Below are 23557 nucleotides of genomic sequence, written 5' to 3'. Positions count from 1 at the left end.
AGGTAATACGTTTCATTACTAAAATCGTTCTACCTATGGGAAGAAGGTTATTTATATTTATTAATCTGATACTTGTATCCATGCCATAGCCCAGCTTTGTCCAATGCCGGGTTCAAACATAACTTTATTCTCATCATTAACACGGCAAAATTCATTGAATGGCCAAGGCCTACATTGATAAATTTTTCCCGTTTTAGGTTGTAGTACTTTTGTACCTGCATTGTAAGAATCGCTACTTTGTGGATAAATAAATTCATATGCGTCACATTCTTTAACTACATAATCATCACATTTCGCGATGCAATGAAAATCAACTTGGGCTTTACAAATACCACTACTTTGCAATGCAAAAATTTCGTTTTGTCGATAAGCAACAACGAGCCCTTGTTCAGTCATTCGCCCTGCGCTTATTAATGGTATATGCACATTAATGTGCTCGGCAACTAAACGCGGCCATGCATGGGGTTCACCTTGCTCTAACGAGGTGATTTTATAATCAAACGATAAACTGACTAGCTCTCCTTGCAAGTCATAAAAGGTTACACTCACCACATCACCAATAAATAATTGGGTATGATGATTTAAACAACCTATAGTTGACCACTTTCCACAGGCCAACGACGTATGCATAAACACAGCAACACCTTAAGAGTCACAAACTATTACCCATACCTATATGGATACACAAAAAATACATCTAGGGCAAGTTATACGCACTAATAAATCGTGCAAAAATTTATCCTCACCTTAATAAGCTAATAACTTGATGATTATAATTTGCAACCACACAACAATCAAACAAAAGAATGTAATCAAAATAAAAAACCAACCCTTTAAGGTTGATTTAATGTGTTTTTAACTAAATAAATAAGTTAAAGGCTCTTTCGCCCACGTAAATATCAGCAACACCAATAAAGATATAAATATTAACCACGCAGGCCAAGACGCTTTTGTTACTTTAGCCTCAGAGTCATCCGCTTTTAACTCTTTTGAGCCTGTGATCATCGCCTTAACTAGCGGTTTTCCTTTTATTCTGTAAACAATAATAGCCAATACATGCAAGCCAATAGCATAAAGTAAAATGTCAAAATTCAGCTCATGTAGCCAATTGGCAAAATCAATCGTATCGCTAGACACATATTGAGCAAGCGGCCCGTCAGTTAAAATACCATCACTGCTCATTAAGCCACTTACAAGTTGCGTTATGATCAATATAAAAAACACTATCACCATACAGCTACCGAGTGCAGAATGGCCTAACGATTCGCTTGGTATTTTTAGCGCCTTTAAAATAGCACCAGGAGAGTGCAGTAACCCACTTAATCTCGCGGTTTTACTACCAATAACACCCCATATTAAACGTGTTACTATAAGTGCTAAAGTAAAAAAACCTGCAACAAAGTGAAGCTCAATCATGCCCTCTTCAATACTAAAATAAAGCACTGCAATACTTACAACCAAAAACCAATGGAAGCATCTAATAAACCCATCCCACACTTTTAACGTCGTCATTGTGCCTATCCTTAAAAAAACAGTATTATTTAATTTGTTAACTACTTTAACATCATAATATTAAGGTATCCTTATGAGCCATTCTACAAGCCGTGAGAGTAAATATCATGCAACCAGTTAAAAAAGCTATTTTAAAAGGCTTTTTAGATATGCTACCACTGTGTTTAGCCGTTGTTCCTTGGGGTATTTTATGCGGCTCTTTAGCGATTCAAAATGGTTTTAGCGCCTTTGAAACCCAAGCAATGTCGTTATTAGTATTTGCAGGCTCTGCACAGCTTGTTGCGATTGAACTTATGGCGGGCAACACACCATTGCTCACAATTTTATTCACAACGTTTATTATTAGCTCTCGGCACTTTTTATACGGCTTAGCTGTGCGTCATAAGGTCATTGATCAACCTATGCGTTGGCGCTTACCGGTGAGCTTTGTTTTAACCGACGAGCTATTTGCATTTTCTCATCATCGAAAAGCGTATAGAACAAAAACACGTTTAATATACGCATTGAGCGCTGGTTTTAGTTTTTATATTGCATGGAATATTTGGACATTAATTGGCATTGTAGCGGGCACAATGCTGCCCGACTTAACTAATTTAGGGCTCGACTTTGCGATTGCTGCCACGTTTATCGCGTTGGTTATTCCGGGAATCAAAAATTTGGCCTCACTTGTTACGGTAATTGTAGCAGGCGTTAGCGCAACGCTTTTAAAAAGTACCGGATTTGAGTTATGGCTTGTTTGCTCAGCGCTGCTGGCAATGAGCGCAGGTTACGCTACAGCAAGACTAACCGCTAAAAAGGAAGCAACGCTATGATGACAACTATTTTACTCATGGCGTGCATTACATTTTTTACGCGTTATTTATTTTTACACCGCGCTTTACCGTTTAAAGTAGGTCCTAAAATGCAGCAATTTTTAAGCTTTAGCGCACCTGCGGTGCTTACAGCAATTTGGGTGCCTATCGTATTTTTAAATGAAGATGGCATTAACTTAAACTGGCAAAACCCTTATTTAAGCGCAGCGATAGTCGCCATTATTGTTGCCTATAAAACACATAATATTTATTACACAACGCTTGCCGGTATGGGGCTATTTCTAATTTTAAATTAGAGTGCTCTTTATACTTTATGAAATACTGTGCTCAGGTTAAAATACCGGTAACAACAATAAAAAGACGCCAAAATGCACGAATTTCATCAATTAAGCGCAACAAGCTTGCAGGGTCAACCAATTAACTTTAATGATTTTGAAGGTAAAGTTGTGCTTATTGTTAATACAGCAAGTAAATGTGGATTTACCTACCAATACGAGTCGCTGCAAGCTTTACATAATAAGTATGCCAGCCAAGGTTTAGTAATTTTGGGGTTTCCGTGCAACCAGTTTGGTCAACAAGAACCCGGCGGCGCAACACAAATAGAGCAAGGATGTTTAATCAATTTTGGCGTGAGTTTTTTAATGGCGGCCAAAGTAGATGTAAACGGTGAGCATGCACATCCCGTCTTTCGTTATTTAAAATCAGCCTTGCCTGGTTTTTTAACACGCAAAATAAAGTGGAATTTTACTAAGTTTTTAATTGCCGCAGATGGCATGCCAATTAAACGCTATGCACCTTTTACTAAACCCGAAAAGTTAGAACTTACAATCCAAAAAGCATTAGCGCAGGCTAAAAGCACGCTTTAAAAGTAATAAAGAGGCGCGAGGCCTCTTTATTGCCAATACTATTAAAACTTAAACATATCGACTAACTGCACATTTAAACTCTCAATATTAATTGGTATTGTATTTATACTAGCGTGATTTAGTCGGTGTAATCGCTTAAATCGTCTTCGCCTAGATTTTTACGCAAGCGTTTTTGCTCAAGGTAGTCTTCCAACTTTTTCTTAACCTTTTGCTTGTTCTTATCGTGTTGATTACGTCCGAGCATTTCGTACTCGTCTTCAACAAAATCGTCATCTAGCGCATCGTAACTAAATGTCTTACCCACAACCCACTCCATAAAGTGTTTGAGACCAGCCAAGGATTTTATTATCGCAATAGCCGGTAAATTAAAAATGTTTAACACCAAAATGCGCTGCAAATTAGCATCAAAATAAAGCCACGTGACTATCGTAAATAGTCTTCATGTCAGTAATGTGAATAAATAGCGTTAAATTTCAATTGTGGAAAGTGAGAGTTTTTTATCGTATCGATAAATATTACTTATAGATTTGTAGAACTTAGTTAATTTGACTAAAAAATAGTTTGTTTTTAACTTAACCCAACCTATTAAAAAGGCCTCGAACAAATTAACTTACTGTTTATTATAATAAAAAAATAATGGCATTAAACTTGTTATTAGTTAATAGTCATCAACAAAAAAGCAGAGAATACACATGAAAAAATTACTATTAGTTAGCGCATTAATTTGTACACCAGCAGCTATGGCTCATAACGACAACGATTCTGCAATTTCATTTAGCAGCGATGAATGTAACGTCGAATTTAAAAACGACGTACGTATTAAACCAAACGAATTAGAAATTTTTACTGCCAATAATAAAACCATGCTATTTAATACCCATGGTGACTTAACCGTAAATGGCGAATTTGTAGCACTTAATAACTCACAACGCGAAGCGCTAACCAGGTACTCTGATAGCTTACGCACTCAATTGCCTGAAGTAGCTAATATAGCGCTTGAGGGTGTTAAAATTGCCGGAGTAGCATTAGAAGAAGTAGGCAATGCATTTAATATTGACGGCCTTGATAATATGTCAGAGCTTATGGACGACATTAAAATCGAAGTAGAAAACACATTTTACCAGCAAGGTACATTTGTGATGGGCCAACAAAGTTTTAATCAATTTGGCTCAAACTTTGAACAACAATTTGAGCAGCAGATAGAAACAGCGGTTGAATCAGCAGTGATGCAATCAATGGGCAGTATTTTAGTTGCTTTAGGTTCTGAGTTACTTGGTTCAGGCGGTGATATGGATGCCTTTGAACAACGTATGGAAAATATGGGCGCACAAATAGAAGAAAAAGTAGAGCTACATGCAAGCGCACTAGAAGAACGTGCTAACTCTTTATGTGGAAACTTTGCTGATATTGCAAAACAAGAAGAGCAATTAGTAATGCAAGTGCCAGAGCTTGAAGGTTACCAGTTATTTAGCTTTAAACAAATTAGTACAGCAAACGTTATTTAACATCCCTTTGGCAGCACTTAAGTTTACTTAAATGCTGCTTTTTTGTGTTTCGCAAACTTATACCAACCTGCATAAATCTTTGATCAATTTAACGAATTAAATTGCACTATAACTTCGTTAAAAATTTTTTATTTAGAACAACTAGATACAAAAACTTTTGCCTAGTTCTAGCGTAATTTTCTTAACGTTAAATAGACCCCATATATAAGCAGATTGGTATTACTTTTTAGCTAATAAAGTAAGCTTACCCAATGTAACTATTGCTTGCTCAGTTTGCGCGCTCCATTGCACACCATAACTTAACCTTACACAGCTTTTATATTTATTAGAGGCTGAAAAAACAAGCCCAGGGGTAATACTAATACCAACCTCAAGCGCAAGTAAAAACAATGTTTGGCTATCGTACTCGCCTCCTAAGTCTAGCCACATTACGCAACCTCCTTTTGGATCGCTTATACGTGTGTTTTTTGGCATTGCTTGTTGTAAGCACCATCGCATACGCTCTTTATTATCGCGCAAGCGCTGCCTAAGTAATTTTAAATTTCGGTCGTACTCGCCGCTGGCAATAAATTCAGATAACGTCCATTGGTTTATTAAAGAAGCAGAGCAACTTAGCGCTCTTTTATATCGCCTTGCTTGCGTTGCAAATTTACCCGCAACTAACCAGCCTACACGATAGCTCGGCGCTGCCGTTTTAGAAAAAGATGAGCAACTAATCACTAATCCTTTTTTAGAGTACGCTAAAGCAGGTGTGCCTCGTTTTGCCGTAAAATATAAATCGCCGTATACGTCATCTTCGATAAGCACTACGTCATGACTTTCAAGTAGCTCCACCAGCTGCTGTCTATTTGTATCAGGCATAAAGCTGCCCACAGGGTTACTAATTGCAGTCGAGAATAAACACGCTTTTATGTCATGCTCATTTAAAGCGCGTTCCAAATCACTTAACCAAATACCATTATCTGGGCACAATGGTATTTCGAGCGCTTTAAGCCCTAGGCTTTCTATTAACTCGATAATTCCGTGATAACAAGGCGTCTCAATAGCAACTACATCGCCAGGCTTTGTTACACATTTAAGCGCAATAGCCATGGCTTCTTGCGCACCATTGGTGATCACAAGCTCGTCCATATCAATGCCAATACCAAAATCTAAATAGCGATGCACCAATTGCTTTTTCAGCGGTACAAACCCATCTGTTGGCCCATAGTTAATAGCTTTACTGCCCGCAATTGTCATTACACGGCGCATGTTTCTGGCGAGTGCTTTATCGGTGGGTGCAGCAGCAATTGGATTAGCAATACCAAAAGGGACTACGTTAGCTTGATGAATCGCACTGTACACCTGCTCTATTAAGGCTTGTTTATTTACCACAACAGGCTCGCGACTTAATTTAACGCGCTTAGGCAAATTGCGCGCCATGCTAACGACTTTTAAAAAATATCCCGATTTTTCACGTGCTTCTACTAACCCCTGATCTTCAAGTACTTGATACGCTTGTTTTACGGTAGGGATACTTATGTTTAAGTTATCTGCCATTTTGCGCAGTGATGGAAGTTTTTCGCCAGGCAGTAAAACCTGCTGGGCGCTCATATCTCTGATCAACTGAATAACTTGCTGATATAGAAACTCATGCCCCTGGCTATTTTTTTCTTATCATCACGCATCCAAATCTGTATAGGTTACATTTTTACTTTTCTGTATATGGTAAGTATACAGATAGGTCTTAAAATAGCCATTCAATCGGGCTTTGGAGAGTAACCATGAAAAGTGCAGCGCTATACATTACAACCGTTTTAATTTGGGGTTCTACTTGGTTAGCCATCGAATTTCAACTGGGCGATATTGCGGTAGAGTTATCGTTATTTTATCGCTTTACTATTGCAGCGCTTTTGATGTGGTTATATGTAGCGTACAAAAAACCCGACATGCGATTTAAATTACTAGATCATGGCTTTTTTGTTTTATTAGCCATTTGTAATTTTGGATTAAACTATTTAATGCTTTACTGGGCGCAAAATTACTTAACCTCCGCAATGACCTCAATTGCCTTTTCAATGCTGCTGGTTATGAACATAGTCAACACCCGACTATTTTTTGGTAAGCCAATCTCAAAACGAATTTATACAGGTGCTGTACTCGCTGTGTTAGGTATTACGTGTCTGTTTTGGCCACAGTTACAGCAGTTCGACTTGAGTAATGGTGTGTTGGTCGGGTTACTACTTGCCCTTGGTGGCACCTTTGTGGCTTCATTAGGAAACATGGTAAGCGTTCGTAATTCTCGTAAGCAAATTGGTGTATTGCAAGGCAATGCATGGGGTATGTTATACAGCGCCATAGGTTTGGCTTTATATGTATTAATGAACGATGTGCAATTTAGTTTAAATGCTCCACCAAGTTACTGGTTATCACTGCTTTACCTATCAATATTTGGCACCGTAATCGCTTTTGGGTGCTACTTTGCACTGCTAAGAAATATAGGCCCTGAAAAAGCCAGCTACGTTATTGTTTTATTTCCATTAGTGGCAGTAACACTGAGTAGCTTTTTTGAAGGCTTTGAATGGCATGCAAATACCTTTGCAGGATTTAGCCTAGTGCTATTAGGTAACGCCATTGTGCTTACCCCAACAAAACAAATTAATGCCTTTATAGCAAATAGAGCAATAGCTAAAAGTGGCTCCGTCCCCAGTTAGACGCGTTATTTAACGCAACTAACGCAAAGCGCCTACAGTATGTAGGCGCTTTTTTATTACCAATATAGTGAAAAACAAATAAACTCATCATTGCAGTGCCATTGACTCGTTACAATAAACGCCATCATCAATGAACAATTTCAAATAATTTAAGCTGTTTTTTGATTATATATTTACCCACATTAGTAATTATCAATAACAGCAACTTTACTGATATAAAACATAGCCGCAAAGCATGAAGAAAAACACTTTAATCAAAATAATTTAATCTGAATAATTAGTCAAATAAAACAAAGTAAAATGCATAAACAAGCACACAAGTCTTGCAATTATAGAGTAGTAGGTGTTTTGTTTTTTAAATAACTATTCAAAACGCTTATTTAAAAAGTAAAATTGAACGTATTTGAAAACTTTTCACATCAAAATAACTAATGCTTCACACTCAATTTTTATCGTTGTATTTTTAATCAGTTAACGTGCAAAATGCACGCGATTTCAACAGACAAACTCGGAGCAAGGTAATGAATCCAATTAATACATTAAACCAAACGGCATCTGCGCACATTGCAGTTAAACCAACTAACCGTAAAGCAAAAATGTTAGCTAGACTTAACACTATTGGTAAAAGGTTAGCACTTAGCGGCGCAGCTCAATATAAATAATCACCCAACCATGATTATTTTTGCGGTGCAGCAAACACTCAACCACTAAATGAAGCCTCTTCTTTAGCTCCCACAGTTTGCTGCAACCTATTTATTATTCAAAAACTACCTTAATTTCCATTTATTTACAAAAAAAACCTCATTTACGTACAAATATTAGGCAAACAGTCATTTTGCTATTTACACAGCGGTATCACCTAAGTATTATTCTGCGTCACGGAGAGATGGCAGAGTGGTCGAATGCACCGGTCTTGAAAACCGGCATGGGTTTATAGCCCATCTAGGGTTCAAATCCCTATCTCTCCACCATATTTTAATTGGTGGCTTTTTTACTTCCATCAATACAAACGGTTATGCGTTGGAGAGGTGTCCGAGTGGCCGAAGGAGCTCCCCTGCTAAGGGAGTATAGAGTTTGTAGCTCTATCGAGGGTTCGAATCCCTCCCTCTCCACCATACTTAATTTAAACCACTTAATTGTGGTTTTTTTGTGCCTAAAATTTATAAAAACTAAACAAATTGTGCCTTGTAATAACTTCGGGCATTATTAACACAACTTTAGCCACTTTAGGTTTAGCTATGATCCGATTCATATTGCTATCAGTTTGCGCGGCAGTTCCATTTTTTACCTTGGCACAAAGTACAACAGTGTATAAGTGTGTAATTAAGGGCGTTACTACCTTTAGCCAAACGCCTTGCGCTAAAGATGCACAAGTTATTACTCTTAAAGATATAAACGTAATTGAAGCATATAAAAGCTCTACGCCCGATAAAGGTATTAGCGACACCTCTGTCGATGACTACTTAGAGGTTCAACAAATAGAGCGTGAAATAAAGCGTCTTGAGCTATCTATTGCACAAAACCAAAAAGAATACGCAGCTAAAAAACAGCAGATAGATTACATGACTCAAGATAAAGCCAATCGTTTAGGCGCTTCGTCTATTGCTGATGCTATCGCAACTAAAACAAATTCGTTAAAGCAAGCTTACGACGCATCAATTAATCAAATGCAGCAAAAAATAGAGTCATTAAAACAAAGACAGCAGCAGCTTAGTCAAAACCCTTAAGTGCTCGTTTTACTATCGAAATAAACTGCTCAACGTCTTCTTGAGTATTATAAATATGCGGTGATACTCGTATCCCAAATTTACGGGCATCTACACTGACTTTCGCTTTATTAAGCGCTGTAAGTACATGGTCTTGCTGCCTGTTAAAAAACAAAATAACAGTCCCGCTGCATTTATCACTACTCATAGGTGATGCAACATATTTGCCTAGTTGCTCATGAATAAGCATAAGCATAGCTAAATTATGATCCCTTACCTTGTGAGCAGTTAGCTCTGCAAAGTAAGCAATGCTATTTTCGGCAATAATATAAGGCGCTACAGAGGGAGTGCCCCCCAAAATTTGAGCGCACTGGCGTTATATTCAAAGTGGTTAATATCGAACTCAAATGGATTTTGATGCGAAAACCAACCCACATCTTTAGGCTCACAGAACTTTATTTGGTTTTTGTTAACCCATAAATAAGCTGCACCTGGGCCACCACATAACCATTTGACGCTCGAGCCAATCATAAAGTCAGCATCGAGTATGCTTAAATCAAGCGGTATAACACCCGCTGACTGAGCAACATCAACTATTGACAGACTATTAGTTAATTTACTTATAGCTACAATATCGTATACCGGCGCCTGCACACCTGTATTTGAATATACATGGCTTATAAAAACTAAGTCGATATCACAAGTTATATAACGTTGCCAAACACTAATATCAGTTAGATTTTCGTGCTCTGGTATAAACATAATTTGCGCACACTCTGGCAACGCTTTTTGCATTGCAAAACCCATGCTCGGAAAATCACTTTGCGCCATAAGCACTTTACAATTTTTTTGCTGTAATCGAGGGTGCGACATAAGCAACTTTGTTAAGCCACTTGATAAATTAACCTGAGGACAAAACTGCGAACTAGGCGCATTAAATAACTTACCAAGCGCGGTAGTAAATTGCTCAACTGCGGGCAGCCATTGTTGCCAAGGTTCTTTATTTGAGCTCTCCCACGGTAAAAAGTAGTGCTGTGCTAAATATTGCTGTGTATTTTTAAGAGGACGACCAACCGAGTGGTTTAACAAATAACAACCATCAGCCATACAAAAATCATTTTCAAGCATGCTATTTAACCCATTCTTTAAGTGTATTTAGATCGTCAAAACGTGTTTTTATATCATCGCGTTTGGCACTGGCTCGCCTATCTCTTAATTTTTCGAGCGAATCAAGTAATACATGAAGCGGCGGACCACTTGCTGTTACCTTGCTCATATGCTGCTGTTGCATATTTTTTGAAGGCTGAGCAATAAATTTTTCAACCAATTGATTATGATGACCGACTGCGGTGTCGCCATGTAATTTACACACTTGAATAAATAACTTTGCGTGGCTTTTAAACCAACCTGTATTTTTATATTGCTCAGCTTGTAAAAAGTCATCCATAAAGCTTTGCATACGCATGGCTTCTCGTAGGATTTGTTGATCCTCCGGCATCATATATAAAAACTTATCCACCAGCATTTGCGAGTAACTAGGTTCATTTGCGCTACAAAGCCCTAGTAACATATCAATCACGTTAATACCTGCAAAGTCACCAGCATTTGCACCTCTGTAAACCTCTTTACCTACACGGTACGGTTTATAATAAGGGCGAACGCAGTTAAAAAAGCGATCTGTATCGAGCTCAGAATAAAGTGCATTATTTGACTCAGTTACATCTATAAGCGCTTGTTTAGCTACTTTTAATAACTCACCACACAAGGGGTGTGAAATACCTAACGGCAATATTTTTAATAAAGCATCACTTGCACGTTTATAGGCCAAAATACCTTGGGTGTTGTAATCAATAAATAGCTTTTCATCAGGTAAATTAGTAAATCGTTTATAAATACCGTTAAGTGCTTTGTTATGAGTAGTTAAGTGGGCGGTAGCAAAACGAGGAGTTACGCCAATGGATGCGCCTATATGCATAGCAAGCGCTGAGGCTTCAATTAGTGGAGAGGTCGTTTCTCTGCTTGGCTCAGTAATTTCATGGCGCCTACACGCTGCCATAAACAATCCTACGTTACCGAGTAAGTCAAAAGCGCTATCAAAGCCTTGATCTGTGTTTCCCTCGGCTAATAAATTGCTAATTAATGCGTTGCCTTCTTTTTCTAATTGTTGCTTTAAGGCCTCACCTATTCCTTCTACATTTGCTTTATCGGTTTGTTGCCAATAGAGCTGCTCAAGTTCACTATTTAAAGTGACAAATCCTGTTCGTATCCATTGATCGAAAGTAGCGGTATGTGTGTTCATTGTTGTGCTCTATTATTTTTATAATTAAATGCTAACAGAGTTTAATGAGAGTAAAACGCCAAAAAAAATAGTAAAAACTGCAATACTTAGCAATAATCACTACAAATATAAAAATAATTAATAAAAGCCGACAACTATGTTAGATAAAAAAGATCAGCAATTACTCATTGCACTGCAAAGCCAAGCTCGTATGTCGGTTTCAGACTTAGCCAGCAGTATCAACCTATCGGATACACCTTGCCTAAGGCGTATAAAAAAGTTAGAGCAAGAAAACATTATTACCGGCTACCACGCCGCCATAAATCCTAAATCACTTAACCTTAATGTGTTGGTATATGCGTTTGTGCGATTAAACCAAAACTCGGTAAGTGCTGCAGAGCAATTTGAGCAACATGTAGAAAAATTACCACATGTATTAGAGTGTTGTGTAATATCAGGAAGCTATGATTATTTATTAAAAATCATTGCACACGATCTTGAGAGCTACGAAACATTTGTAAAACATCAACTAGGTAGTTTAAGTTGTATTGCAAATATAGAATCAACAGTCGTGTTAAAGCAGTCATTTAGCAAAAAACAGTTACCATTATAAAAATAACCAAAATAACTTACTGTTAGCTATACTGATATTTCAAAACGATAATAATAATTGCTTGGACCTTATGTGAAAAATTTTAACTCTAAAAATCATTCCATTATTTTTTACATTATGTTTGCTTTAGCATATTTTTTAGTCGGCATTGCACTCACTAAACTTGCTTTCAACTCACAAATAATTCCTATTTGGTTACCCGCCGGTATTGCTTTAGTGGGGTGTTATATATGGTGGTGGCGATTTATTCTGCCATTATTTATAGCTTCTATAGCTTTTAATCTTAATGTTTTTAATAACTCAGTTCATGAAATGGTACTCATTGGCAACTCATTTAATGAGGCGATGTACATCTCTTTTGGTGTTGTAATACAGGCAATGGTAGGTGCGGCGCTTTTAAAATTTTGGTTGGGCCATCCGTTACGCTTTAAAAAACGCAAAAATATCATTTATTTTATTGTTGTAGTAGCCATTTTAGTGAGCTTAATTTCGGCTAATTGTGGTGTATTTGCACTGAGTGAATTCAACCCTGTTTACAGTATTAATAATCACTGGAAAAATGTTACTTACTGGTGGCTTGGCGATACTTTAGGCGTTTTAATTGCCACTCCATTGTTACTGTCTCTGCTACCACAAAAGTCGAATCAATATAATATATCTGTATTACCGACTCTTGCAGTATGTTCAGTTTTATTTTTCTCGGTTGCCGTTACAACTCAATTGTATGACCGAGAAAATCGTATCAATACGATTAAAATTGCTGAGCGTGAAGTTCACGTTATAGAAAATAGCTTATATAGGTACACAAATCGCAGTATTATTGCCGTGCAAAGTTTAGCTAGCCAAGTCCAATCATCATCGAAATTAAATCAGCAAGACTTTTATTCTTATGCAAGCCAGCTACTCAAACAACATTCATTTATTAAAGCTTTATCGTGGAATGTAAAAATAGACCAAGATCAGCGCAATGCTTTTACTGAAGAAATCTCAAATATTTATCATTTAGATATTGATATCGTAGGTAAACCACTTGAGGATAATGACCCTCTCGTTATTGTTAAATATATTGCACCTTTTAACGGTAATCAAAAAGCGATTGGATTTAATGTCTTTTCAAATTCAGATAGAAAAGCATCATTACTCAACCCTGCCATTAAATATTTACCTATTAGCACTAAAATAATCCAACTGGTGCAAACCAAAGAGCCAAGCCCAGCTTATTTATTATTTGCACCTGTGCACTCTCAAAGTATGAGTGGAGAAAAAATTAAAGGCTATGCCACTGGTGTGTTTTTAGTGCGCAGTATGATTGAACAAGCTATTTCTGAGCAACAATCAGACATGTTCTCGATTGGTATTTATGAAGATATAAACGAGCCTCCATTTTATACTAATTACTCAAAGAACCTCGACCAAGCACAAGGCAGTCGCCCAATGTCGTTCAATGTCGACTTTGGTGGGCAACAATGGGTTGTAAAACTATCACTAAAAGAAAAGTTTTTATCACAGCACAATAGCCAACTCACTTTATTATTACTTATACTCCAAGTGGCCGTATGCTCATTAATTTTGATGGTATTACTACTATTTAATCAGCAGCAAATTGCGCTAACTCGCCAAGTAGCTGAGCGCACTTACTCTCTAGTACAAGCTAAAAAGCAATCTGATTTAGCTAACCAAGCTAAAAGTCAGTTTTTAGCGAATATGAGTCATGAAATACGTACGCCGTTAAATGCTGTAATTGGCTTTTCGTCTCTGGCGCGTAAAGAAGATAACGCAAATACACTCATTGGCTATTTGGATAAAATAAACTCATCTTCAAAAAGCTTGTTAAATCTAATAAACGATATTCTCGATATATCAAAAATAGAATCACAACGCTTAGTTCTTGAATATATCCCATTTGATTTAAATGCACTTGTACAACGTATTAATACCATGTTTGAACAAAGCGCTATAAATAAAGGCCTTGATTGGAAAATTAACTGTAAATTACCAGCCGACACATGGTTTATTGGCGATTCTATGCGGATAGAGCAAATACTGCTTAACTTATGCAGTAATGCTATTAAATTTACAAAAAAAGGCAGCGTTACACTAAATATCGATACCGAGTTTGTATCTACCAATGAAGTAAAAATAACAATTAACGTTGTTGATACTGGTATAGGCATTAAATCAAACCAACATAACAAACTGTTTAATGCGTTTACTCAGGCCGATAGCTCTACTTCACGGCAGTTTGGAGGGACTGGCCTTGGTTTAACCATCGCTAGAGAGCTGAGCCAATTAATGAACGCCCAAATAACGTTGCAAAGTGAATTAGAGCAGGGATCTACTTTCACATTTGAGATACAGCTAGAAACAACAGAGCCAGAAGAACTCCCAACCATAACGACTGCAAATACCAATGCTGCATCTTTAAGTATTCTTGTTGCAGAGGATAATCCTGTAAATCAAATGGTCATTAAAGCAATGCTTGGGTCGCTAGGTATTGTGCCGCACATTGTTGAAAATGGTGAGCTGGCGGTCAACATTGTAAAAGAACAACATTTTGACTTAGTGCTTATGGATTGCCAAATGCCCATAATGGATGGTTATAGAGCCACGGCACTGATCAGGCAATTTAAAACAGACGAAGAGCTCCCTATCATTGCTTTAACCGCCGACGTTATGCCAGAGGATAAAGCACATGCACAAGCTGTTGGATTTAACCAGCATCTTGCAAAACCGCTTGAACTCAGTAAGCTAACCGAGTGTCTTGTCCAATATGCAGAAGTTAATGAACAATAGTGGTTTAATTTCAAACATATTTTTTGGTTTTATTTTAAGTGTTTTTTCGCATATTGTTGTCGCTCAAAATTGTATATCGCAGGCGAGCGACTTCAAATTTATAACAAAAAGTAAGCAACAAGGCTTATTACGCTTTGAAAATGAGCACAATCACCAGCGTTTTAATTACCACGCCCTTTTACCATTCAATCATTACTTAGATTATGCGTATAAACATATAAATAAAGCCAATCCCCGTGCAAATATGCCATGCCCCGTTATTACACAAACGTATCAGCAATTAGTGACACAAGGTACGCGAAAATCAGACCCTACTATTGTAGATATTATTGCCCCTTTTGAGCTTACGCATCCAAGCAGTAATAAAGTTGCACTATTAATCCACGGGTTAACTGACTCACCCTTTACGTATCACGATTTAGCACAAGTGTATTATCAGCAAGGCTATACCGTGCGTACTATATTATTACCAGGGCATGGAAGTGCCGCAAGTGCTTTACTCAATGTAGAGGTTAGCCAGTGGCAACAGGCAATAAAGTACGGAGTTGAGCGATCGATGCAAGACTTTGATGAGGTGATACTTGCAGGTTACTCTACCGGTGCAGCGTTACTTATTGATTACGCAACCAAACACACTGTTTCGCCTAAAATTAAAGCGCTTATGCTTTATTCGCCCGGCTCTGAGCCGCATAATAAGTACGGCTGGATAGCAAAGTGGATTGATGCCATACCCTTTGTTAATTGGATAGATAAAGACGCCGATGTAGACTTTGCTAAGTATGAATCATTTCCTTTAAATGCAGCTGCCGCTTCATACGATGCAATGTCACTTGCAAGCGTAAGTAGTTTAAACAAACGCCCTGCACTTAAATTGCCTATTTTTAGTGTACTTTCCGACATTGATACCACGATAGATACGCGTGCCACGCTAAAATTATTAAGTGCGTTGCACAAAGGTAATTCAGTAAAATATAAGCCGCTCGATACTTTAGTACTTTATGGAAGCACTGATATTTTACCGCCAGACTTTGCTAGAGACTACACAGTAAATAATCCGCAGTGCACAACGCCTCAGTGTAAAAAAGTTCATGGTATGTCGCATATTGCTGTTGTTAACTCACCGCAAAATCCACATTATGGAATTAACGCAACCTATCGTAATTGTGGCAGCTTTATTAATGACGAGCCCCTGTACAAAACATGTAAAACAACAACAAATCCACAACTAGGAGAGCGTACAAGCGCCAACTTAAAACACTATCCGGCTTTACAACGCTTAACTTATAATCCTCATTTTACCGAGCTTAAAATGCAAATTAGTACGTTTATTAAAAATGTAGAACAGCTTAGAACAACTACAAGGTAAGTAGTCATGGGAACGTTTTCGCACCAATGGTTTAGCAGTATTAATGAGATTGATCAGGCGCAGTGGCAACGTTTATTTGGTGATGAACCATTTACTCAACATGCTTTTTTATATGCCCTTGAACAAAGCCAATGCGTAACACAAAAAAGCGGTTGGCAGCCCCATCACCTCGCTATTTTTGAAGATGATACGCTCGTTGCACTTGCACCCGGGTATTTAAAAAGTCATTCATATGGCGAGTACGTATTTGACTGGGCATGGGCTGAGGCATACGAAAAACACGGTTTAGAATATTATCCCAAGTGGCTATCTGGAATTCCCTTTAGCCCTATTGAAGGCAAGCGTATTGCTATCGATCACGCTAACCCAAATGCGGTGTATCAGTACATTACAGAGCAACTTAGCATACACAGTGCTGAGCAAAAGTGGTCGGGTTGGCATGTTAATTTTTGCGACCAAGCCCAAGCGACTTCATTAACTGAGCAACATGCCATGTTAAGAGTGGGTGTGCAATTTCAGTGGTTTAATAAAGGTTTTGAAACCTTTGACGACTTTTTGCAAATACTTAGCTCACGAAAACGTAAGTCACTTAAAAAAGAGCGAGCTAAAATAGCGCAACAAAATATTGATATTGAATGGCTGCAAGGAACGCAAATTACGCCCGAGATAATGCAATTGTTTTGTGAGTTTTATCAGCGTACCTACTTAAAGCGTTCTGGTCATTTGGGCTATTTAAATATGGAGTTTTTTACGCTTTTACATGCCTTAATGGCTAATAATCTCGTTATTATGCTGGCCAAAAGAGACGATAACGTGATTGCTGCAACACTCAGTTTAGTAGGTGCAAATACGCTGTATGGGCGCTACTGGGGAGCAAGTGAGGAAGTAGATTCGCTTCACTTTGAGTTGTGTTATTACCAAGGTATTGAGTTTGCAATAAAACATAAACTCAACTGTTTTCATTCGGGTGCACAAGGTGAGCACAAAATAGCACGCGGATTTGAACCCGTACTTACCTACTCTGCTCACCATATTGTTGATGGCGATTTCAGTAATGCAATAAGCGACTACTTAAAGCGTGAACGCGGCCATATTGATATATATAAAGAGCAATGTAGCTCATTACTGCCGTTTAAAAACGAGTAACTGATTATTTGCAGGCATGGCAGTATCGCTAATAAGCGTAAGCCCTGCTTGCTTAGCTAGTTGTTCAACTGCTTCAAAATCTCTTATTCCACTTAACGGATCGCGCTCTGTTAAAAAGGCACTAAAGTCATCATTACTTGGGCTGGTAAATTCATCTTGGTATTTGAATGGCCCATAAATACACAACATACCGTCGCTATTTAAGTGACGTTTAACACCGTCAAAAAAACGTTCAACTAATTGCCAACTTACAATATGAAATGTGTTTGCAGTATAAATAGCGTCAACCTTATCTATTGGCCACTCATTATTTAAATCAAGCTCAAGTGGTGCATGTAAATTAGTTAAATTAGCTTCGTGGTGCCATAAATTAATCCCTTCGTGGTTTATAGCGCGATCACTTGTATGCCATTGTAAATGTGGTAATTGTTCTGCAAAAAACACACTATGTTGGCCGGTTCCTGAGCCTATTTCAAGCAATACTTTCGTTTTATTAAGTACCTGAGTAAGCACTTTTAAAATAGGCTTTTTGTTATTTTCGCAAGCTTGTGAGAAAGGTTTAGCCATTACTTTGCACCAAATGAGAAGCATATTGCACAACAATATCGCAAATTGCTAATTTTGGGTAACTAAAATTGTATCGAGTATTTATAAAGACTATTAAATTCATAACTCTACAACTAATTTAAGGCAGTGGTATGTATTATGCTTTAGTTATATTAACCCTTACTTGGGTTAATTTATGATTTAATTAATAGGAAAATATTATGCATACTCCCTCTTATACAGCTGTAGATGCAGCTGTTGCTATAATTGAAAAAACCACCGACGATCATAGTTATGCCGTTGATATGAGAGCTACAGTAATCGATTTACTTTCGCATCCTAAACATAATCAAAAGGCGATAACAAAACATGAAACAGATCAGATATTTATTCTTGGCTACAATTAAAACTCAAATTAATATCGCAAATAATTTTAATAATAACTGTTTACACTGAAACCGATTAAGTGTAATGATAACTATTATCGTTAACTTAAGTCGGTTTTTTTATGTCTTCAAATCATGCACAGCATCGTTACCATCAAGAACTCTCTTGCCATTGCTTAAGACCCGGCCTGCATGCACCCATGCTCATTGCCGATTACATAGAAACCGCCCTAAACGTCGCCAAAAACTTTGAACAACAGCGAAATCCTTTGCTTCAAGAGTTTTATCTTAGGCGCACACACCATGAAATTATGAACAAAATGTGCGACCCTCTTATCCATAATGCTATTCGTAAGCAATGTTTAGAGCAGTTATACAAGCCATTATTAGCATTGAAACGGTTTTATAAAGTGCATAACAATACTGCACAATTTTTAATACTGGAGCGTGAAGCTCGTATTCTTAGCCACGAATTCAACCCTTTTTAAGGAGCACACTATATGAGCAACTTTAGAACAGAATCAGACAGCATGGGCGAGCTACAAGTACCTACTGATGCGCTCTATCAGGCGCAAACACAACGAGCAGTTAATAACTTTGCGATTAGTGGCCTTTCTATGCCAAAGCAATTTATCACTGCACTGGCTTATATAAAGCAAGCCGCTGCACAAAGTAACTGCGAGCTTGGCCATCTAAGTAAAGACAAAGCAAATGCTATTGAGCAAGCTTGTCAAAGTATTATTGATGGCGAACACATTGAGCATTTCCCCGTTGATATTTTTCAAACAGGCTCTGGCACAAGCTCAAATATGAATGCCAACGAAGTTATTGCAACGCTTGCTAGCCGTATAGGTAATGAGAGTATTCATCCTAATGATGATGTAAACATGGGACAAAGTTCTAACGATGTAGTCCCTACCGCTATCGCACTCAGTAGTGCAATAAATGTAGTGTATGAATTACTTCCTTCGCTTGAAAACTTATCGCAAAGCCTAGAAAATAAAAAAGCTGAGGTAGGCCATATAGTTAAAACGGGCCGTACGCATTTAATGGATGCAATGCCAGTTACATTTGATCAAACACTAAGTGCATGGCAGTCACAAGTTAATCATGCTGCAGCAGGAATTAGACATAGTTTAGAGCGTGTATGCGAACTTGCACAAGGTGGTACAGCGGTTGGAACAGGAATAAATGCAGACCCTAAATTTGCAGTAAAATTTACAGAAAACCTAAGTGCCAATGTAGGCATTAGATTTACGCCTAGCAGTAACTTTTTATAACATAGGTTCACAAGACGCCATAGTTGCGCTTTCGGGGCAATTAAAAGTACTCGCTGTCGCACAAATGAAAATAGCGAACGACCTACGCTGGATGAACTCAGGACCACTTGCAGGCTTAGGTGAAATAGAGCTTGAAGCGCTTCAACCAGGCTCATCTATTATGCCTGGCAAAGTAAACCCTGTTATACCAGAAGCCGCTGCAATGGTAAGTGCACAAGTAATAGGTAACGATGCCACTATTACGGTAGCCGGCCAAGCGGGTAATTTTGAGCTGAATGTGATGCTGCCAGTCATTGCGTATAATATATTGCAAAGCATAGAGTTACTTGCAAATAGCGCACAAGCACTGGGCGATAAAGCCATTGCCAGTTTTAAGGTGAATCAGCCAAATATAGATAAAGCACTCGCTAAAAATCCAATTTTAGTGACGGCGCTCAATCCTGTGATCGGTTATGAAAAAGCAGCAAAAATAGCAAAGCAGGCTTATAAAGAAGCCCGCCCTATTATTGATGTAGCTGAACAGGAAACTGATTTACCACGCAGTGAACTCGAAAAGCTACTTAATCCCACCAAACTAACGCAGGGCGGACTTTAATTACTTGATTATATAGTTTTTATTGCCGTAAAAAATGCACAGTGTATGATAGTGATGAATATTTCATCACTATCAAGGTTTATTATGCGTACCCCATTGTTAGCCATACTTTTACCTCTTTGTTTAACTGCATGCTTAGATAAAACACCAGCTGAAACAGATCAAGTAACAGTCACCTCTGAAACTGAAACATCAAAGCCAGTACTTCAAAAATTACAAGAGAATACTAAAACACAAAAAAATCAGTTGCTGAAAAAATCCCGAAAGCCGATTTAAAAGAAGTTTCAATAGAAGATATCAGAGCAGCTAAAACCGAGTTAAATACACTTATTGCAGACACGCAATGTGATACAAGCACGCAATGTAGGGTAAATGCAGTGGGTAGCCGCGCATGTGGTGGACCGAGTAGTTTTATTGTGTATTCAACAAAATCAGCGTCTGAAGAGCAAGTAACAGCCTTAAGTGATAAAGTTACTAAGCTTGAAAGTAACTATAATGCACAAAAAGGGATGATGAGTATTTGTCAGCATTTAACAACGCCAAGCACGCAGTGTGTTGAAAATAAATGTGTTAAACTTGAAGGCTCAGCGGTAAGTGCATTTTAAGGATAACGTTATGAGTTGTTTATCATCGGCAATTAAACTATCAATTTTAAGCGTTGCTAGCAGCATTTTATTACTAAGTGGTTGTGCTAGCACTATAACGTCAAGCAATGAACAAAGTAAAAACTTGTCTGACTTAAACTATGAGCTGAATTACATGGTGAGTGATAATAGCTGCACCGCTAGCTTTCAGTGCAAAGTGCTTGAAGTTGGCGCCCGCGCATGCGGTGGACCGAGTAAATATGTTGTTTACTCAACACTTAACACCCCGCAAGAAAAAGCTGAAAATATTGCGCAACTCATAACAAAGCAAGAAAAAATAAAAAATGCAGCACAAGGCTTAACCGATTGCTCCCCTGTACTTGAAGTACAATCGCTGTGTATTAATCAGCAATGTCTGTCGTTTGATATAAAGTAAATCAAACTTAATTTCAGCGTTAACTTAAATACGGAATTAACGCTGAAATTACTACCACCAGTATCACGCAAATACCCGCTTTTATAATGTACTTCATGGGCATTGTTTTAAGCACCCAATACGCATAAATAAAACGTACAAAATAACTCGCCGCTGTACCAAACAACGCAAAAATAATTAAGTAAGCAATTAAAATAATATTCATAATAATCTAGTGTAACTACTTAGTTTTTTTAGTGTGAGCAATTAGTAAGTCAGCTACTTGTTGTTTTACGGCTCGCTTATCATCACTTGAGACATCAAAGCGACTGGCTAGTTGCGCAATTTCATCATCATTTAAGTTAAACGATAAACGTTGACGCGTTTTTTTAGATTTTACATCTAAGCCAAGTATTTTACGGATCATATCTGACGGCGTTAACTCTTGGTCTATAGCTTGCTTTTTTATCAGCTTTTTGAACTTCACTGCTTAGATCAAATGCCATTTGTGTGGCACGCACAGCTTGCTCCTGACGTAGCCACTTGTCTTTAGCATCAATCACTTAGCATCTCCGGGAAACAAGTCTACAATGTCTGACATTGGACGCATGAGCGTTAGCGATACTTCGGTTTCGCCGCCATCCCAAATTTCGATATTTAAACCAAAACCTTCATTATCTGACGCTAAGCAAATCATTTCACATGGCTCACCACCTTCTTGCTCATAACGAGGCAAAGTTTGGTTGCGGTAATCTTTATTATGGAAATAACACACATAAGGCGACTCGCTTTGTTGATAGCTTTTAGCTAAAAACTGCATAAAGCGCTCTGGTGTATTTTGCACTGTAATGTGGGTTAACGACTCTTCATCAAAAATACGCGCAAACTCATCAAGGCCAAATATCTCCTCAACTTCGTTTCGCTGAATTTTAATAGAAAAGTTAGCCCACTCCTCGCCGTCATCTTGCTCAATTTGTAAAAATACAACTTGGTCGCTGTTTGTCTCAAGTACAAATTCAGTATCGCTACTATGCTGATATTGGTAAGTCTGAATACCAGTAACACGTAGCGTTTCACCTTTTAGCCATGCCGGATAAGCAAAGGAGTCGATAACGCTAAACATGTCGCCTTTTTTAAGCTCGCTCGGATGATTAAGCTGACGCTCTGGCTCTTTTTTAGATTTGAAAAAATTAAACATAGGAAGGCTGCCCTCTAAGCAAAAAAGTAACTGAGCAAAACTCGGTTACCTTTTTAAAGTATAAACGTAATGGTTAGCTATTTTGCTTCGCTTTGATGCGAGCTAAAATATCAGCGCTTTTTGGACTTGTGTCGCCAATGCCTGCTTCAGCCATTTTTGCTTTTAAGTCATCGCCATTTACGTCTGACTCAAGTTGTTTTGCAGCACCTAGCTGGTCGCTACGATCTTGTTGGCGCTGTTTAATGCGTTCAAGTGATTGACGAGCCGATGTCATAGACGAGCTGTTTGTATTAAGCGTGCTGTTAACAGCCATTGTTGCTTGCTGTACGCTTTCAGTGGTTTTAACCATTGTAAGCTGGCGCTGATTCTCTTTAATCGATTTTTCAGCATCTTTAACTTGCTGCTTAAGCGTAACAATGTGATTGCTAAAGCCAGATAATACTTGCTCGTTTTCAGCTTTTTCAGCTTCAAAGTCACCAATTTTTTCTGCAATTTCTAATGCTAACGCTTCGTTGCCCTTTTCAAGAGCTTGGCCTGCATACGCTTCATGTTCAGCGATTGATGCATCTACAGCGCTAATTTTACGCTTAGTTTGCATTTCTTTAGCCATTACTTCAGTAAGGCTTTTTTTAGCACGGTGAAGTGCATTTTGCGCGTCTGCAATTTCTTGCTCAAAAATACGGATACCATTTTTGTCTACAATTGCTTCGCCTGCTTCACGAGCGCCGCCACGTACTGCTGTAAATAATTTTTTTAAAATACTCATAATCTTAACTCCACTAACTAGCTATTAATCGTTTAAATACAAGGTCACGGCTTCTAGTGCATCGATAGCGTTATCGGCTAATGTCACTAGTTCGTGGGTAACGTCATCTAATGATGAATTTACCGACAGTGCACCAAAAATCGCGTATTTGTTATCGATTTTAGCAAATGCACTCAGTGGAATTGGCACGTTTAAACGTAGTAATGTTTCGTTCAACTCGTTGCGTAATTCACTCTTAACTTCATCTTCGTCAAACAAGTAGCTAATACATAATAACTGCTCTTGCGTTTGTGTAACAAAAATTGGAAGTTCATCATTTCCATCAACAATGACTTGTAAAACATCTTGCTCGCCTGGGTTGGCAATCAAGAAAGACTCAAAGTTAGCACCTTCAGTTTCAAAAGAAGCTAATTTTATTGAAAGTTCATTTAATTCCATGTCTCTGCCTTTTGTCGTTTGACATATTATGTCTGAGTTAAGATTTTCACGGCCGACAT

At 38.0% G+C, this 23557-nt stretch carries 23 protein-coding genes, 2 tRNA genes and 5 pseudogenes; 18 read left to right on the top strand and 12 right to left on the bottom strand.

Going from position 1 to position 23557, the window contains the following annotated elements; genetic code table 11:
• Nucleotides 1-60 precede the first annotated feature (60 nt).
• Both P4S71_RS09405 and P4S71_RS09400 read right to left on the bottom strand, forming a co-directional pair.
• On the bottom strand, nucleotides 61-630 hold the full coding sequence (locus tag P4S71_RS09405) for a hypothetical protein (protein WP_033038633.1): 570 nt from the start codon (nucleotides 628-630) through the stop codon (nucleotides 61-63).
• 225 nt (nucleotides 631-855) lie between these two features.
• Entirely contained in the window at nucleotides 856-1512 is a 657-nt protein-coding gene (locus P4S71_RS09400; protein WP_337150553.1) for a cytochrome b/b6 domain-containing protein, read from the bottom strand.
• A gap of 107 nt (nucleotides 1513-1619) precedes the next feature.
• Here P4S71_RS09400 and P4S71_RS09395 point away from each other — a divergent pair, with 107 nt between their 5' ends.
• From P4S71_RS09395 to P4S71_RS09385, 3 genes are all read left to right on the top strand, one after another.
• A complete protein-coding gene (locus P4S71_RS09395; RefSeq protein ID WP_149605352.1) occupies nucleotides 1620-2324 on the top strand; it encodes an AzlC family ABC transporter permease in 705 nt (234 codons plus the stop codon).
• Nucleotides 2321-2620 (top strand): AzlD domain-containing protein, encoded by a 300-nt coding sequence (locus tag P4S71_RS09390; RefSeq protein ID WP_004335020.1) that lies wholly within the window; start codon nucleotides 2321-2323, stop codon nucleotides 2618-2620. Before P4S71_RS09395 ends, P4S71_RS09390 begins: the two co-directional genes overlap by 4 nt.
• Before the next feature lie 72 nt (nucleotides 2621-2692).
• The gene (locus P4S71_RS09385) at nucleotides 2693-3190 is read left to right on the top strand and encodes a glutathione peroxidase (protein WP_008136488.1); all 498 of its coding nucleotides are present in this window, start codon (nucleotides 2693-2695) and stop codon (nucleotides 3188-3190) included.
• Nucleotides 3191-3308: 118 nt separating this feature from the next.
• Here P4S71_RS09385 and P4S71_RS09380 read toward each other — a convergent pair whose 3' ends face one another.
• Nucleotides 3309-3494 carry a PA3496 family putative envelope integrity protein gene (locus tag P4S71_RS09380; protein ID WP_007579801.1) on the bottom strand — a complete coding sequence of 62 codons (186 nt, stop codon included), beginning with the start codon at nucleotides 3492-3494 and terminating at the stop codon, nucleotides 3309-3311.
• 388 nt (nucleotides 3495-3882) lie between these two features.
• On the opposite strand from P4S71_RS09380, the gene P4S71_RS09375 reads away from it, so the two are divergent.
• A complete protein-coding gene (locus tag P4S71_RS09375; protein ID WP_337150552.1) occupies nucleotides 3883-4695 on the top strand; it encodes a YggN family protein in 813 nt (270 codons plus the stop codon).
• A gap of 219 nt (nucleotides 4696-4914) precedes the next feature.
• Here P4S71_RS09375 and P4S71_RS09370 read toward each other — a convergent pair.
• A pseudogene (locus P4S71_RS09370) lies at nucleotides 4915-6348 on the bottom strand (aminotransferase-like domain-containing protein); the annotation flags it as partial.
• A gap of 110 nt (nucleotides 6349-6458) precedes the next feature.
• On the opposite strand from P4S71_RS09370, the gene P4S71_RS09365 reads away from it, so the two are divergent.
• The 5 genes from P4S71_RS09365 to P4S71_RS09345 all read left to right on the top strand — a co-directional run bounded on the left by P4S71_RS09365 (nucleotide 6459) and on the right by P4S71_RS09345 (nucleotide 9115).
• Nucleotides 6459-7388, top strand: coding sequence for a DMT family transporter (locus P4S71_RS09365; RefSeq protein ID WP_337150551.1), 930 nt, complete (start codon nucleotides 6459-6461; stop codon nucleotides 7386-7388).
• Nucleotides 7389-7909: 521 nt separating this feature from the next.
• Nucleotides 7910-8050, top strand: coding sequence for a hypothetical protein (locus P4S71_RS09360; protein ID WP_007377900.1), 141 nt, complete (start codon nucleotides 7910-7912; stop codon nucleotides 8048-8050).
• Between the two features lie 218 nt (nucleotides 8051-8268).
• A tRNA-Ser gene (locus P4S71_RS09355) sits at nucleotides 8269-8359 on the top strand.
• A 51-nt stretch (nucleotides 8360-8410) separates the two neighbouring features.
• Nucleotides 8411-8503 (top strand) — tRNA-Ser (locus P4S71_RS09350).
• Between the two features lie 123 nt (nucleotides 8504-8626).
• Nucleotides 8627-9115 carry a DUF4124 domain-containing protein gene (locus P4S71_RS09345; protein WP_033032141.1) on the top strand — a complete coding sequence of 163 codons (489 nt, stop codon included), beginning with the start codon at nucleotides 8627-8629 and terminating at the stop codon, nucleotides 9113-9115.
• On the opposite strand, the pseudogene P4S71_RS09340 reads toward P4S71_RS09345, so the two are convergent.
• Nucleotides 9099-10222, bottom strand: a pseudogene (locus tag P4S71_RS09340) (aminotransferase class V-fold PLP-dependent enzyme). The gene P4S71_RS09345 and the pseudogene P4S71_RS09340 overlap by 17 nt on opposite strands.
• Before the next feature lies 1 nt (nucleotide 10223).
• Nucleotides 10224-11393 carry a PrnB family protein gene (locus tag P4S71_RS09335; RefSeq protein ID WP_337150550.1) on the bottom strand — a complete coding sequence of 390 codons (1170 nt, stop codon included), beginning with the start codon at nucleotides 11391-11393 and terminating at the stop codon, nucleotides 10224-10226.
• Between the two features lie 136 nt (nucleotides 11394-11529).
• On the opposite strand from P4S71_RS09335, the gene P4S71_RS09330 reads away from it, so the two are divergent.
• The 4 genes from P4S71_RS09330 (at nucleotide 11530) to P4S71_RS09315 (ending at nucleotide 17290) form a co-directional block, all read left to right on the top strand.
• Nucleotides 11530-11985 carry an Lrp/AsnC family transcriptional regulator gene (locus tag P4S71_RS09330; protein WP_337150549.1) on the top strand — a complete coding sequence of 152 codons (456 nt, stop codon included), beginning with the start codon at nucleotides 11530-11532 and terminating at the stop codon, nucleotides 11983-11985.
• A gap of 72 nt (nucleotides 11986-12057) precedes the next feature.
• Nucleotides 12058-14778 carry an ATP-binding protein gene (locus P4S71_RS09325; RefSeq protein WP_337150548.1) on the top strand — a complete coding sequence of 907 codons (2721 nt, stop codon included), beginning with the start codon at nucleotides 12058-12060 and terminating at the stop codon, nucleotides 14776-14778.
• Complete coding sequence (locus P4S71_RS09320; protein WP_337119675.1) at nucleotides 14768-16144, top strand: alpha/beta hydrolase; 1377 nt, start codon at nucleotides 14768-14770, stop codon at nucleotides 16142-16144. Before P4S71_RS09325 ends, P4S71_RS09320 begins: the two co-directional genes overlap by 11 nt.
• 6 nt (nucleotides 16145-16150) lie before the next feature.
• The gene (locus tag P4S71_RS09315) at nucleotides 16151-17290 is read left to right on the top strand and encodes a GNAT family N-acetyltransferase (protein WP_033032145.1); all 1140 of its coding nucleotides are present in this window, start codon (nucleotides 16151-16153) and stop codon (nucleotides 17288-17290) included.
• On the opposite strand, the gene P4S71_RS09310 is transcribed toward P4S71_RS09315, so the two are convergent.
• Nucleotides 17267-17857, bottom strand: a complete 591-nt coding sequence (locus P4S71_RS09310; protein WP_007377908.1) for a DUF938 domain-containing protein — start codon at nucleotides 17855-17857, stop codon at nucleotides 17267-17269. The two genes, P4S71_RS09315 and P4S71_RS09310, sit on opposite strands and share 24 nt — an antisense overlap.
• Before the next feature lie 200 nt (nucleotides 17858-18057).
• Between P4S71_RS09310 and P4S71_RS09305 the strand changes: the two genes are divergently transcribed.
• The 5 genes and pseudogenes from P4S71_RS09305 (at nucleotide 18058) to P4S71_RS09285 (ending at nucleotide 21117) form a co-directional block, all read left to right on the top strand.
• Nucleotides 18058-18243, top strand: a complete 186-nt coding sequence (locus tag P4S71_RS09305) for a hypothetical protein (RefSeq protein WP_007377909.1) — start codon at nucleotides 18058-18060, stop codon at nucleotides 18241-18243.
• Between the two features lie 101 nt (nucleotides 18244-18344).
• Nucleotides 18345-18710 (top strand): hypothetical protein, encoded by a 366-nt coding sequence (locus P4S71_RS09300; protein WP_337150547.1) that lies wholly within the window; start codon nucleotides 18345-18347, stop codon nucleotides 18708-18710.
• A 12-nt stretch (nucleotides 18711-18722) separates the two neighbouring features.
• Nucleotides 18723-20097: pseudogene (locus tag P4S71_RS09295) on the top strand (class II fumarate hydratase).
• Nucleotides 20098-20181: 84 nt separating this feature from the next.
• A pseudogene (locus tag P4S71_RS09290) lies at nucleotides 20182-20702 on the top strand (hypothetical protein).
• A 10-nt stretch (nucleotides 20703-20712) separates the two neighbouring features.
• Complete coding sequence (locus P4S71_RS09285; RefSeq protein WP_337150546.1) at nucleotides 20713-21117, top strand: hypothetical protein; 405 nt, start codon at nucleotides 20713-20715, stop codon at nucleotides 21115-21117.
• Between the two features lie 19 nt (nucleotides 21118-21136).
• Here the strand turns inward: P4S71_RS09285 and P4S71_RS09280 are convergent, their stop codons facing one another.
• From P4S71_RS09280 to P4S71_RS09260, 5 genes and pseudogenes are all read right to left on the bottom strand, one after another.
• Nucleotides 21137-21322, bottom strand: a complete 186-nt coding sequence (locus tag P4S71_RS09280; RefSeq protein WP_007377914.1) for a hypothetical protein — start codon at nucleotides 21320-21322, stop codon at nucleotides 21137-21139.
• 15 nt (nucleotides 21323-21337) lie between these two features.
• Nucleotides 21338-21659, bottom strand: a pseudogene (locus P4S71_RS09275) (hypothetical protein).
• Nucleotides 21656-22294, bottom strand: coding sequence for a DUF4178 domain-containing protein (locus P4S71_RS09270; RefSeq protein ID WP_337150545.1), 639 nt, complete (start codon nucleotides 22292-22294; stop codon nucleotides 21656-21658). The pseudogene P4S71_RS09275 and the gene P4S71_RS09270 overlap by 4 nt, the downstream one beginning before the upstream one ends.
• Before the next feature lie 73 nt (nucleotides 22295-22367).
• Entirely contained in the window at nucleotides 22368-23060 is a 693-nt protein-coding gene (locus P4S71_RS09265; RefSeq protein WP_007377917.1) for a PspA/IM30 family protein, read from the bottom strand.
• 24 nt (nucleotides 23061-23084) lie between these two features.
• The gene (locus tag P4S71_RS09260; RefSeq protein WP_004335098.1) at nucleotides 23085-23498 is read right to left on the bottom strand and encodes a YjfI family protein; all 414 of its coding nucleotides are present in this window, start codon (nucleotides 23496-23498) and stop codon (nucleotides 23085-23087) included.
• Between the last annotated feature and the right edge of the window lie 59 nt (nucleotides 23499-23557).

It is taken from the genome of Pseudoalteromonas sp. B62, assembly GCF_037162565.1.
GTDB lineage: Bacteria > Pseudomonadota > Gammaproteobacteria > Enterobacterales > Alteromonadaceae > Pseudoalteromonas > Pseudoalteromonas fuliginea.
This window is presented reverse-complemented; position numbering and strand designations above follow the sequence as displayed.